We start from the raw sequence: 12,984 nt of genomic DNA, 5'->3' as shown, positions 1-12,984 counted from the left end.
TATAACCTTGTTAATTTTCGACTATTAAAGTAAAAAATCTTAAGGAAGATTGCTTCTCCTTCGCTATTTTTAAATCAGCCTATTGTAAAGCAATTTAAATAAGTATAAATGAAGACAATCCTCAAAACGGCTGTCATTTCAACGTTAATATTTTTCCTTTCTTCTATTTCCCTTTATGCTGATAACAGTTTACAGGATAAAATACAAACAGCAGTAAAATCTTCTCCGTCTGCTGCAGAAAAACAGATTGAAAAGCTAATCACCTCTTATATATGGTTAGCGAAGGAAGAAAAACTAAGCAGCAACAGAGAAATATTATTAGCTGTAATTACAAAAAGTGATCTTCCGGATAAAAAAGCATTCAGATTTGAAATAGAAGCTTTATATGCGAAAAGGCTTTTAAAGTTTGACCAGGCGAAGCGTTATATCCTCAGTGCCCTGGATGAAACTCCGCAAGAAAGTCCACGGTTTATCAAGCTGTTGAGAATACTGGCTTTTATTGATACTGACCTGGAGAATTACATGCGGGCCATGGAAAGTTACCTGATCATAGAGAAGCAATTACAAAGCCAGCAGGACACCAGTAAGCTCATCCTGAACTACGCCAATATTGCAGACCTGTATATTAAAAGCAGCCTTTACAAAGAAGCTATCGAGGCTTTAGACACCGCACATCATCTGGCTGTTCAACAAGGAAGAGAACAGATGCAGCTTTTGGTTTATGAAAATAAAGCCACGGCATACTTTCATTTAAATAACCTGGACTCCTTAAACTATTACGCAGCTAAAGTAAGTCGTATCAGATTTGTGAATGCCGGCAATGTGCACCGCCTGAAATACATGATCTTATTGTTAAAAAAAGATAAAAGATCAATTGATGAAATCAAGGTGCTGGTAGACAATGCAAACGATCCCGAAAAACTATATACCTATCTTCATTTCGCACGTGCTTATCTCCTATTTGATCAAACAGAAAAGGCCAGAAAAATAGCCCTTAAACTTTTGTCTTCAGCCGACCTGAAGAGCCTGGGGTATATGAGAGGTAAATTATTCAACATTGTAGGCGATACCTACGCAAAAGAAAAAAAGTTTGCATTAGCTGCACAATACTATAAAAAAGCAACAGATCAGGCTGCGGTGAATACCGTGAAAACAATGGAAACCGGTAGTATTCTGAATTACCTGAAATATGATGAGATCAAAAAAAAATATGTGGTTGCCCAGGAAGACTTGCAGGTGAGACAAAACTACTTTATGCTGTGTATGGTAGTAGCGAGTATGATTATATTGACTTTCATTTTCCTGTACCGCTCCCTGAAAATGAAGAAAAAATATGATGAGTTGATGTTCAATAAGTTAAACAGCGAGATTTCATTTATCAATTCTCATGAGATACGCGGTTATCTGAGTAATATCCTGGGTATCATTATGGTGATCAAAATGAGCGAAGACAGGAAGGAAACTTACTTGGAGTTTGAACAGGCACTTTTTGATTCCGCCGAAAATCTGGATAACTCTATCCAGAATATCGCAAAAATATTAAATGACAAAGCTTAATCCTGATCACAGAATTAAGCTTTGTCATTTGATATTTTTTTTAGACTAAGACTTCCGATTCAGTTTCTTTTTCAACTGCAGCTTCCTTCAATCTCAATTGTTCATTGATCTCCTGAAACTGAGTTCTGGCTGCGGGGTGTAAAGCCAGAATGCCATTCACCTGATCTGCTCTTCCATCTGCAATTCTCGCATTCAGGTCTATTACATCCTGCTCAGAAAAACCGCCGTTTTCAAATTTGGCTGTCCAGTGTTGAATGAATTTAGCCACATCCTGCGTCTCCATTTCTTTAAGGATTGGAGATAAACTCAACTTCAGCTGATCTGCTTCGTGCATTTCCTTTGTGTAAAAAGGATTCAATGCTTTGATCAAAGGGATACTATAGTTTTGTACTTTCCTGATCACATGGACCAGGTAAGGGATCGCAAGTATAACAACCAGTAGAATTGCTATCGTAGTCGCATTTAAGTTCATAGTTTTTTTGTGGGTTCGAATTAACTCATCTTTAATTTCTTCTGGATATCGGTTACATATCCTTTGAATTTTTTATCGCTGTCAATCAGGTCTTCTACAGTCTGGCAGGCATAAATTACGGTAGAGTGATCTCTGCCTCCATAAAATGCGCCAATACTCTTCAAAGAAGATTTAGTCAGACTTTTAGACAAATACATAGAGATTTGTCTGGCTTGTACCACCTCACGTTTACGGGTTGGTGATTTGACAAGATCGACCGCAACTTCAAAATATTCACAAACTAATTTCTGGATATATTCCATTGAGATTTCTTTGGACGTATTCTTAATGAAATTTTTCAACATCGATTTAGCAAGGGCCAGGTCGATCTCTTTTTTATTTAAAGTTGCCTGTGCAAGTAAGGAAACCATTGCGCCTTCCAGTTCACGGACATTGTTATCGATATTGTGTGCAACATATTCAACAACCTCTGCTGGTAAGTCGATTCCGTCACTTGCCATTTTCTTTCTCAGAATTGCAATCCTTGTCTCTAAATCAGGAATTTGCAAATCTGCTGATAAGCCCCATTTGAAACGACTTAGTAAACGTTCTTCTAAACCAGACAAGTCTTTTGGAGCTTTATCTGAGGTAATGATGATTTGTTTACCTGATTGATGTAAATGATTAAAAATATGGAAGAAGATATCTTGTGTTTTCTCTTTTCCTGCAAAGTTGTGAATATCGTCCATGATGATCACATCCATAGCCTGGTAGAAGTTGACGAAGTCATTGATCGTGTTATTTTTCAAAGATTCAACAAATTGCTGACAGAATTTTTCGCAGGATACAAAGATTACCAATTTGTCTGGATAAGTACGTTTGATCTCGTTACCGATGGCCTGAGCCAAATGCGTTTTACCCAATCCTACTGCACCATAAATCATTAATGGATTGAATGATGTTGCGCCAGGTTTAGCAGCAACAGCGAAGCCCGCAGAGCGTGCCAGACGGTTGCAATCTCCCTCAATGTAATTCTCTAAAGTGTAATTAGAATTCAGTTGTGGATCAACATTCAGTTTCTTCAAACCAGGGATCACAAAAGGATTTCTTAAGTCCTTGCTGATCGGTGCTGGTGTTGGCAGTGCTTTCGAAGCAATAGTATTGGTGTTTGCTGGTGAGCTTGCAGCAATATACGGCGTATTGCTTTTTGATGGTTTATTGTCTACAACAATGTTGTATTCCAAACGGCCGTCGTCTCCTAGTTCCTGCTTTACTGTTTTGCGTAAAAGGCCAACGTAATGCTCTTCTAACCACTCATAGAAGAACAAACTTGGTACTTGTACAGTTAAAACGTTACCCTCTAATTTTAAGGCCGAGATCGGTTCGAACCAAGTCTTATAGCTTTGATTCGGGATGTTAGCTTTAATAGTTTGAAGCGAGTTATTCCACACTGTTGTACAAGTATTCTGCATAGTTTTTTTATTGTTATTGGTAATGTTATCAGCCCTGAAAAAAGCTTACTTCCTTTTTGGGATTGCGAAGATCAAGAAAATTACCAACAAAAAAACATAAACTTATACCCAGTAGTAAGCGACTAAAAAGCAATTATTTAGCTCTTTTTTTTTGGCCATAATGTTGATAAGTGTGGGTTACCAACAGGTGTTGTTAACTAAAGACGTGTTAACAACTTGACCAGGTTATTAACCACTGGACGTAGCATGCAAAAAACTAATAACTATCAACCAGTTAGGGTAAAATCTGAGGGGAAGACCAGCCTTGTTAATAACTTTTAAAAATCCGGTTTTTTGAATTTGCCGCTTTGGTTTTTGAATAATGAGCAAAAAAAGGACATAATTTCCGGGGTGGAGAAATGGGGTTATACACATTATAGAAAATGCGCTAAAAACGGGGGAGAATAAGCAAAACGTTTTCCTCCCCTGTTTATAGTTTATTCCCTGACTTTTGTTGCCGGAATGGTTTCTACAGGAGCACTCCTATCATAAATTTTAGTTTTGGAAAAAGCTTCTGGATCGCCTGAAGGGATCCTGGGCACAATAGCCGGAAGCCTTTCTGTATATGCTCCAGCCAGAATCATGCTTTTTGGGAGCAGCAGAATCAATTTCTGCTGCGCAGGATCTTTACTGACAAAAATAAACTCATGCAGGTTTTCGTCCGATGCCAGTTTATTTCTGAAAACAGGATCACCAGGAGCACTCTTTATTTTAACCTTGTTCAGATTTACCCCCTTAACCAGGTCAATCTTTCTGAGATCCAGAATATGGTACCTGCCTGTAGTTGCAAGGATTTCAACTCCTTCATTCAGTGCAAAACCTGGAGAATTTGCAAGAATCGGTTCAGTACGCCTCAATTCTTGCCCGTATACTGTAATGGAAACCATGGCTAATACAGCCAGACTTAAAAAGTGTTTTTTCATGATGCTGATCTATTAATTTATATAAAGATCTGGCATAGTAGTGTTAAGCAAAGTTACACTTTGTTAAAGTTTGTAAAATGAAACCAGGCATACACAGTTGTTTTACAACCTGTTAATTACAGTGTTTAACCCTGATCAGTATAATGGCCACAATAAAAAATTTCAGATACTACTCATTGTTGCAGGCCAAGACAGCAATTATCCCGGATTTAATCAATAAATTGGAGCTCATTTATTAATTGATCAAGCTATGTATCTATCAGGAGACTATTTTATAATTATGCTAGCAGGTGCAGTGGCGGCTGCAATACTGCTTTTGGGCTTGCTGCTTTCTATTGTTGTTTTCTATTCTAAAAAGACTGTACCAGAAATCATTGCCTGGATTTGTGGTGGGTTATCTCTTGTGCTCTACCTGGCCTTTGCACATTTTGGCGTTTCCAGGGAGTTCGGCTGGTTTGATGCCTATCTTTTAGTCATATTACTGATTTTCTTTTTACTCCTGCAATACCGCTCAAAAATTGCACAGGGAAATAAACTGAAGCTGGTTTTAATCTTTAAAACAGTAATTATCCTCATGGTTTTCTCCACGCTTTGTAAAAGAGCTATCAATTATCTGATTAGTTCTCAAGTGATCGATTATCAGTCGGGAGTGCTTAAAACATTCTATACCGGTCAAAGTGTGGTCTTCTGGTGCATCGTGACTTCTTCCTGTATTTGGTACTTATACCAGATCAAACCGCCTTTAGTGAAAAATGAAATCTTCAAAACTGCTGTATTGTTCAACTGGCCTGTCTTTTTTTTGACGGTTACTTTAGGTATGTTATTCTTTTATATAGAATACGTCAATTTAAATGGCGGAGCAACGATCTCCATGCTCTTTAATCAGAAGTTCTTATTCAATCAAATAGGCTTTTTGGTAGTTGGCTGTACAATTTCAGCGATTATCGCAACTATAATTTATTTTTATTACCAAAGTGCAAAAAACAAAACACTGACCAATTAAGCACGAGGTGCTCAAAAAATAAAAGCAATAATTAATTTATAAATCAACACCTGATTATGGAAACTGCAAATCACCCCCCTATTACCGTAGAAACCACAGTTAATTTACCCGTAGCCAAGGTATGGGAATCATGGAGCCAACCTGCACATATTACCAAATGGACTAATGCATCACCCGACTGGCATTCCCCTTATGCAGACAATGATCTGCGTAAGGATGGCAGTTTCAGAACTACTATGGCCGCTAAAGATGGCAGTGTAAGCTTTGATTTCGAAGGCGTATATACTGATGTAAAAGAGCATGAGCTTATCGAATATACCATGGGAGATGGCAGAAAAGTAAAAATCTCTTTTAGCAGCGATGGCGATCAAACTAAAGTCACTGAAACTTTTGATCCTGAAAGTACGCATCCGGTTGACATGCAGCAGGCGGGCTGGCAGTCAATTCTGGATAATTTTAAGACTTATACGGAGAAGAACTTCTAACAGTCCGCTTTAGTAGAACTAGTTCTTAACCAACAAGAAGAAGTTTGTTAACTTTTGTTTCATATATTTAAACAAGAAAACCGACAAACCTCTTCTCATGAAATATTTCATCTTTCTCTTCCTGTTTTATTGTATTCCTGCCAGGGCTCAGAAAACGTGTATTCTTGCACCTGACTCTCTGGGTAAAGCTTTTGCAACCACATTCCTGAACAAAGAAGATATCAGCAAAACACCTATATTTCCAAATTCACAAGAAATGGATGTGGTGAATAAAATGGAAATATCCAGTAATCCAACTGCAGTTACTGTGGGATCTGAAGAAGATAATGCCTCTTTTAATCAGCTTAAAGCGTCATGGCAGGAGTTATTGCAATTGGCAAAAGTTAAAAATATCAATGCGGCTACTGCTAAATTTGTGAGGATTTATTTTGCTGAGCAAGATTTTCCAGTGGAACAGGTAAAAACTCCGCATTATAGTATATATGTACTGCTGAAACAAGCTACTGGAAATATTGCAGTGAAATTCGATGTATTGTGGCGCGATCAAAAATGGTTGCTGATTAATATAGACAATGATTTTTATAGCTATGTTGAAAAAGCAGGCGGGAAAAATCCTGGTGGAAAAAGTGCATTTCGTGCTAAAGGGTGGAATACTTTAACTAAGATTCCCAAAATTGCATTTGCCCGGTCTTCTTCAGCAAATGCCAATGGCTGGCAGAACAGCGGAATATGTTTAGCAGATCCGAAACCATTTGTGACTAAAGTATTGGAAGACTTAGCAGCTAAACAACCTGCAGAAAAATTCTCCAACTTGATTTCAAAGCCAGATTTTAAGCAGATTTACCAACCAGATTTAGCAGCCCTTGTGAATCAGGCTGCAAAGACTGCTGGTTCTATGTCGGCATCAGACCGCAAAGAATTGAATAAAATGCAGACCATGATGAAGGAAAATCCGGCGGCCTTGTACAAGGATTATGTGACTGATCCTATCGAAAAGTTAACGGAATATATTGGTACCGTTGATTTCACGACAAAAAAAGTCCGGACAGTTGAGTATAGCATTACTAATTTTGATCATGAAATCTGGTCGGCGGGAAAAATCATCATCAAAATTGATGCAATGATAGACAGTGCCGATGGGCAGCAAGGCATTCTGTTTTATGCAGGATGGCACAATGAGCGCTGGCAAATTATTACAATGCAGGCCACTACTTATGGTACTTCTGTTGCGGAATAACAATTAAACATTTATTGATCGGAACTAATCAACCACGATAAATTCCTTGCTCAGCTTGATATCCTCTGATGAGTTTCCGATCATAACCTGGAACTTACCAGGTTCTACCGTCCATTTCATATCCTTATCCAGTAAAGCCAAATCATCAGGATGCAACACAAACTGAACAGTTTTAGTTTCTCCAGGCTGAAGTGATACGCGTTCAAACCCTCTTAATACAGATTCATAAGTAGTTACACTGCTTTCTTCATCCTTCAGATATAATTGCACTACCTGATCTCCTTTACGCCCGCCTGTGTTTTTCACCTTGACACTTACCTGTACATCTCCCTGAGCTGTCAGCTGATCTGGGGTAACTACTAAATCTGAGAATTCAAAAGTGGTATAACTCAGTCCATAACCAAACGGATATAATGCGCCCAGAACTGTGGTTTTTCCGTAGCCATTTGGATCTTCTTTACTGCTTTGTCCTGCTTGTGAAGCTGGTTTAAAGGGAAAGTTAAATTCGATCTGACCAATTGATTTAGGATAGGTCATGGTTAGTTTCCCGCCCGGATTATAATCGCCAAACAAAGTCTCTGCAACGGTGTTACCTGCAGACGGCCCCAAAAATCCGGCCTGAAGGATTGCAGATAAATACCTGTTTTCCCAGTTGATCGTTAAAGGCCTGCCATTGACCATCACCATAACTACTGGTTTACCGGTTGCATAAAGTGCTTGTAACAACTGCAATTGTCTGCCGGGCAATCCAAGACCTGTTCTGGACTTGCTTTCTCCAACCTGTGCATCTGTTTCACCAACAACAGCTATCACCACATCTGAATTTCGGGCAGCAGCAACCGCCTGCGCTATGGACGCTTGTTCTGCGGGAGTTAATGCGGTTGGAATAATTTCACTTTCCGGCCAGGTTTCATCGATAACCTCACAACCTTTTACATAGTTAACTTCAGGTTTTATGCTGGTTTTAATATTATTTGATACATATGCTTTGATACCTTCTAATATAGTCGTTACAGGGTTGTTAGATGGGCCGTATCTGCTTGTAGTATAGTTGACCTCAGTAGCCAGCGGCCCGGTAACCAAAATGTTCTTTAATTTACTTTTATCCAATGGTAAAGTATGGTTTGCATTTTTTAGCAAAACCAGGGATTCTCTGTTGATTTGTCTTGACAATTCTTCAGCTGCTTTGGTATGGACAACCCGATCGGCTGCAGCAGGATCTTTTACGTAAGGCTGATCAAACAAACCGAGTTTAAATTTCACCCGCAACACGTCGGCTACCCGCTGATTTAGTGTTTCCATAGGAACGGCTCCTTCGTTAACAAGTTCACGCAGAGGCAAGATGTATTTATCTGGCATATTGAAATTGGTATATACATTCAGACCTGCTTCTATAGCCTGTTTTACGGCTCCCTTCATATTTTCGGCCACATGGTGTTTGCTAAAAATAAACTCAATAGCTTCACTGTCAGAAACAACATAACCGGTAAATCCGAATTGTTTACGGAGTAAATCTGTCAGGAAATAATGGCTCGCTGAAACCGGTACGCCATCCCAATCATTATAGCTGCTCATAATTCCCATAGGGTGAGCTTCCTGTATAACTCTTCTGAAAGGATATAAAAACAGCTGATGCATTTCGCGCGGGGCGACATGCGGGTCTGTTCTTGCATTTCCATCGCGCCCGCCTTTAGGAACACTGTAAACTGCATAGTGTTTCAGGGTAGCCGCAGCGCCATGATCTTGTATACCCAGGGTCATTTGCTTGCCCAGCTCTGCGATTAAAAATGGATCTTCTCCATAACATTCTACTACCCTGCCCCATCTTTGATCGCGCGCGACATCTAAAATAGGGGCGTAAACATTAGTATACCCTAAGGCCCTGGCTTCTGTGCCAACCATACTTCCAGCCTGATAAACTAAATGCTTGTTCCAGGTACTTCCGATATTGACCGGCGCTGGAAGCGGAGTCGCCCGGTCATGACAAAGACCGTGAATGGCCTCATTTGTAAAGTCTACGGGTATCCCTAACCGGGTTTCTTCCACAAACCATTTTTGTACGGTGTTAATTGCGGAAGCATGTTTGCTGAAAGGAAAGGAATATTGAGTTTGCGCTTTTTTATTGTAAGCCAGGCCGTTTAACTCTTCATCAATATTGGCAATACCATCTTTCCAGATTTCAGATTTCCATCCAGCGGTGGGCATTTCATCTTTTAATACACGGCCATAGCCATATAAAGTGGCGGTCTGATTCGTTTTTTCGTTCAGGTTCATTTGACTTAATAAGTCATTTACCCTGGTTTCAACAGGTTGGGATGGATCTTCGAAAAGATCCATCTTCCCATTTTTATTAAAATCCACCCATCCTTTATGGTATATATTTTTGGATTGGCAGAAGGAAGTCTGCGCAATGATTAAAATGACTAGTGTACTGATCAGATATTTTATGTTCATGTGCTATATTTAGTCGAGTGCACCAGATTTCATATTCCCTTTTTTGAGAGCTTTGCGCACAATTTTTCCTTTAATTTTAACTTTAATGACGGATGCAATTGAATCTGGTGCCGAAGCAGGAAGTATAATTACATTATCCGTAAATTTCAGTGAACGGCCACTTGCTAGTAAAACTGCCGATTTTATCTGGTTAGTCAACCCTGTAATTTCTATTTTACCACCTGCCGGCCAGTCTAGTACCGTAAGATATAAAATAGTTTCCGTTCCATTTTCTTTCGCCGTAATTCTTCCCCAATTCACCTCTTCCAGTGGATTTGCCTGTGTAGCATAAATAGCTTCGCCGTTAATTTTCATCCATTTCCCTATTTCATCCAGCCGTTGAATACTTTCCTGAGGAAATGTCCCATCAGGTTTTGGCCCTACATTCAGCAGATAGTTTCCACCTTTGGAAGCGATATCCACCAGATTTTTTATCAATACGGCCGTACTTTTCCAATTGGTATCTTTTGTTCTGTACCCCCAGGTCCCATTCATCGTCATACAGGTTTCCCAGTCTTTGCCATCCAATTCTTTACGGTCTGGTATTTTCTGTTCTGGGGTTTTAGTATCCCCCGGGAAGTTGGGTCTCTTTAAGCGGTCATTGGTAATGATGTTCGGTTGTAATTTTAACAATTCTTGTAATTTTAAAGCAGCTTTGTCTGTCATATTAGTTGGTGTATCCCACCATAGCACGGCGACATCCCCATAATTGGTCAACAGTTCTTTAACCTGAGGTACAGCAACTTTATCCATATACTGATCAAATGTTGCCGTTTCCTGTGCAGGATCCCAATGTCCGTTATGCGCTAAAGTATAGGCATCAATTTGAGTAGAGTCCGGATTCGCCCAACCTTCTCTCATCAGCTTTCTCGCTGCTGAACCGCCCGGATTATTCCAGTCTTGTGCATGTGAATAGTAAAAGCCCAGCTTTATGCCATATTTCTTACAGGCAGCGGCCAGTGGTTTTAATAAATCTTTACCATAGGGAGTTGCATCAGCAATGTTCCATTTGCTGGCTTTAGATTTGAAAAGTGCAAAGCCATCATGATGTTTAGCTGTAATGACGATATATTTCATACCTGCGTCTTTAGCCATTTTCACCCAGGAGTCCGGATCATAGCTTTGCGGATTAAATTCTCTGGCTTTAGCCTGATATTCAGCTACAGGAATTTTAGAGCGGTTCATAATCCATTCTGCACCACCCCTGCCTTGTTCATGACCGTGATAAACTCCTGCCCATTGTGCGTAAACACCCCAGTGAATAAACATACCGAACCGGGCTTCACGCCACCATTTCATTCTTTCATCTTTGGGTTGTGCCTGAGCTTGTGCAGCAACCAGCTGACTACAGGCAAGCAGAATCAATAGTATAGAACAGCTCTTTTTCATATTATAGTTGGTTAGATATTTGGTTTAGTTAACAGGCACAAGTTGAACTTCCAGCAATTTCATCAGTTCGGTTTGAGGGATTTTCAGCGGAGTAAGCAGCAGGTTATGTATTCCCGGATTAAGCCGGATGGTTCCTATTTCTTCATTGACAGGATTATTGGATCCAGCAGCGGTGTTTTTTGTAAATACCTGATCCGCGAGTGTCAATGTATATTGCCCCCCAATAGTTCCCGCAGCTATATATTTGATTCGTATGGTAAAATTAGCAGTAGCCGTGGTGCGGAATTTCCAGCCTATCTTTTGATGGGTTGACTTCCAGTTACTAATGTCATATTTATTTGTTTTACCGTCTCCGTACTTGAAATCAGGATCTTTATAATCCGCATCAAAAGCAAGCAGCCTGGTTGTTAAGCCTGCAGCCGCAATAAGCCTGACCGGATCAATCCGGGGCGTTCTCTTAATGGGTAAAACAATAACGGTATTCAGGCTATCAGGCATTTGAGCTGGCAGACTAAAGACAATTTCAGCGCCCGGTTGTGTGATTGGGATCGCTGTTTTTGATTTATCCTGGAGGAAGTAAGGTGTCCCTGTTTGCCCGCTTAAACCTCCTAATGATAAAAGGTGATTGGAAGGCCAGTTGAAAACATGCAGATAAATTTTGTCTTTTCCCATTGTGGTCACTCCCCAGCTTTGCAGTGGTAAAGGAGTTTTAGAAGCCTGCGCAATGCTTTCTCCATTTTTCTTTATCCAGGTTGCAATTCCGTCCAGGATAGCCTGATCTTTTATATCAAAATTACCATGACCATCTGGGCCGATATTTAACAAAAGGTTCCCTCCGCGGGAAACTGCTTTAGCGAGTAACTGCACAAAAAATTCAACAGATTTATGGCTATGGTCGTGTTTAGAATAGCCATAAGATTCATTGGTTGTGGGAATCGCCTCCCAATCGCCAGAAACAGGTGCAAATTCTGCGGGCCTGTCTCCTGTGTTCTGATAGTCTCCGAAATTTGTATTTCCGTTTCTGGCCAGCCTGCCATTAACAACGACATCCGGGTCTGCATTTCGTATCGTTTCCAGGATACGAAGATTCTCAGAAAATGGCATTTTATGCGGGGTATCAAACCATAAGATATCAGGATGGTATTTTTTGATCAGTTCCAGAATTTGAGGGATTGCTTTTTCATCCACATACTTCACGGCTTTAGGAAGCCAGCCGGGGTGCTGATCATACCAGTTTGTCCCGCCTATCAATTGATCACCCCCTGGGTTCTTATATTCCCAGTCATTCCCAGGTGCATCAGGGTCTTCCCAATCGAAAGCATGAGAATAATAGAAGCCAAACTTCATATCTTGCTTTTTTGCCGCAGCAGCGAGCTCAGCTAATGGGTCTCTTTTAAAAGGAGTTTGGGCAGTCAGGTTAAAATCAGATACAACCGATGGATACATCGCAAAACCATCATGATGTTTGGCGGTGATGATAAAATAGTTCATCCCCGCATTTTTAGCAGCGGTAATCCAGGCCGTGGCATCAAAAGACACCGGATTAAAAGTTTTGGCAAGTTCCAGGTAATCAGCTTTGGAAACTTTCTCTTTCCGCATTAAATGCTCAGAATAGCCTTCAACGTTTTTTCCTTTCCATTCTCCTGCAGCCTGCGAATAAACGCCCCAATGTACAAACATGCCGAATTTTGCCTCACGCCACCACTGAATGCGCTGGTCGTGAGTGGTCATCGCAGTTTTCCACCAGCCATTGACAGCTTTATCAATTGCTTTTTGATCTCTGGCCTGGGCTTTATTGAACATATCTTTATCCTCATCTCCTGCCGTTTGTGCAAATGTCCGGGCAGTGAATAGCAGGATGGAACATAAAACTGGCAGTTTTAATAAAAAACGCTTCATTCTCTTTTGCTGTTGATTGTAACAGCAAGTAAGCTA

General features: G+C 40.2%; 10 protein-coding genes. 4 read left to right on the top strand and 6 right to left on the bottom strand.

Going from position 1 to position 12,984, the window contains the following annotated elements; genetic code table 11:
• Window positions 1-108: 108 nt before the first annotated feature.
• The gene (locus tag ABIB30_RS21025; protein ID WP_354305014.1) at window positions 109-1,557 is read left to right on the top strand and encodes a tetratricopeptide repeat protein; all 1,449 of its coding nucleotides are present in this window, start codon (window positions 109-111) and stop codon (window positions 1,555-1,557) included.
• 40 nt (window positions 1,558-1,597) lie between these two features.
• Here ABIB30_RS21025 and ABIB30_RS21020 read toward each other — a convergent pair whose 3' ends face one another.
• The 3 genes from ABIB30_RS21020 to ABIB30_RS21010 all read right to left on the bottom strand — a co-directional run bounded on the left by ABIB30_RS21020 (window position 1,598) and on the right by ABIB30_RS21010 (window position 4,442).
• A complete protein-coding gene (locus ABIB30_RS21020) occupies window positions 1,598-2,029 on the bottom strand; it encodes a hypothetical protein (protein WP_354305013.1) in 432 nt (143 codons plus the stop codon).
• A 20-nt stretch (window positions 2,030-2,049) separates the two neighbouring features.
• Entirely contained in the window at window positions 2,050-3,480 is a 1,431-nt protein-coding gene (dnaA, locus tag ABIB30_RS21015) for a chromosomal replication initiator protein DnaA (protein WP_354305012.1), read from the bottom strand.
• A gap of 476 nt (window positions 3,481-3,956) precedes the next feature.
• Window positions 3,957-4,442, bottom strand: a complete 486-nt coding sequence (locus tag ABIB30_RS21010; protein WP_354305011.1) for a hypothetical protein — start codon at window positions 4,440-4,442, stop codon at window positions 3,957-3,959.
• Between the two features lie 280 nt (window positions 4,443-4,722).
• On the opposite strand from ABIB30_RS21010, the gene ABIB30_RS21005 reads away from it, so the two are divergent.
• The 3 genes from ABIB30_RS21005 to ABIB30_RS20995 all read left to right on the top strand — a co-directional run bounded on the left by ABIB30_RS21005 (window position 4,723) and on the right by ABIB30_RS20995 (window position 7,167).
• On the top strand, window positions 4,723-5,445 hold the full coding sequence (locus tag ABIB30_RS21005; protein ID WP_354305010.1) for a hypothetical protein: 723 nt from the start codon (window positions 4,723-4,725) through the stop codon (window positions 5,443-5,445).
• A gap of 56 nt (window positions 5,446-5,501) precedes the next feature.
• Window positions 5,502-5,930: an SRPBCC family protein gene (locus tag ABIB30_RS21000; RefSeq protein WP_354305009.1), complete on the top strand. Its 429-nt coding sequence runs from the start codon at window positions 5,502-5,504 to the stop codon at window positions 5,928-5,930.
• A gap of 97 nt (window positions 5,931-6,027) precedes the next feature.
• Entirely contained in the window at window positions 6,028-7,167 is a 1,140-nt protein-coding gene (locus ABIB30_RS20995; protein WP_354305008.1) for a hypothetical protein, read from the top strand.
• Window positions 7,168-7,191: 24 nt separating this feature from the next.
• Here the strand turns inward: ABIB30_RS20995 and ABIB30_RS20990 are convergent, their stop codons facing one another.
• The 3 genes from ABIB30_RS20990 to ABIB30_RS20980 are packed head-to-tail and all read right to left on the bottom strand — an operon-like array spanning window position 7,192 to window position 12,948.
• Window positions 7,192-9,621, bottom strand: coding sequence for a glycoside hydrolase family 3 N-terminal domain-containing protein (locus ABIB30_RS20990; RefSeq protein ID WP_354305007.1), 2,430 nt, complete (start codon window positions 9,619-9,621; stop codon window positions 7,192-7,194).
• Between the two features lie 9 nt (window positions 9,622-9,630).
• Complete coding sequence (locus ABIB30_RS20985; protein WP_354305006.1) at window positions 9,631-11,049, bottom strand: alpha-L-fucosidase; 1,419 nt, start codon at window positions 11,047-11,049, stop codon at window positions 9,631-9,633.
• Window positions 11,050-11,073: 24 nt separating this feature from the next.
• Entirely contained in the window at window positions 11,074-12,948 is a 1,875-nt protein-coding gene (locus ABIB30_RS20980) for an alpha-L-fucosidase (protein ID WP_354305005.1), read from the bottom strand.
• Window positions 12,949-12,984 lie beyond the last annotated feature (36 nt).

The organism is Pedobacter sp. UYP1 (assembly GCF_040547305.1).
GTDB lineage: Bacteria > Bacteroidota > Bacteroidia > Sphingobacteriales > Sphingobacteriaceae > Pedobacter.
The sequence above is the reverse complement of the archived record's forward strand: the minus strand, read 5'-3'. Positions and strand labels throughout refer to the sequence as shown.

Coding starts and splice junctions, on each gene's coding strand:
- ABIB30_RS21020 (WP_354305013.1), bottom strand. CDS start 2,029: ATGAACTTAAATGCGACTACGATAGCAATTCTACTGGTTGTTATACTT.
- ABIB30_RS20980 (WP_354305005.1), bottom strand. CDS start 12,948: ATGAAGCGTTTTTTATTAAAACTGCCAGTTTTATGTTCCATCCTGCTA.
- ABIB30_RS21005 (WP_354305010.1), top strand. CDS start 4,723: ATGCTAGCAGGTGCAGTGGCGGCTGCAATACTGCTTTTGGGCTTGCTG.
- ABIB30_RS20995 (WP_354305008.1), top strand. CDS start 6,028: ATGAAATATTTCATCTTTCTCTTCCTGTTTTATTGTATTCCTGCCAGG.
- ABIB30_RS21010 (WP_354305011.1), bottom strand. CDS start 4,442: ATGAAAAAACACTTTTTAAGTCTGGCTGTATTAGCCATGGTTTCCATT.
- ABIB30_RS20985 (WP_354305006.1), bottom strand. CDS start 11,049: ATGAAAAAGAGCTGTTCTATACTATTGATTCTGCTTGCCTGTAGTCAG.
- ABIB30_RS21000 (WP_354305009.1), top strand. CDS start 5,502: ATGGAAACTGCAAATCACCCCCCTATTACCGTAGAAACCACAGTTAAT.
- ABIB30_RS20990 (WP_354305007.1), bottom strand. CDS start 9,621: ATGAACATAAAATATCTGATCAGTACACTAGTCATTTTAATCATTGCG.
- dnaA (WP_354305012.1), bottom strand. CDS start 3,480: ATGCAGAATACTTGTACAACAGTGTGGAATAACTCGCTTCAAACTATT.
- ABIB30_RS21025 (WP_354305014.1), top strand. CDS start 109: ATGAAGACAATCCTCAAAACGGCTGTCATTTCAACGTTAATATTTTTC.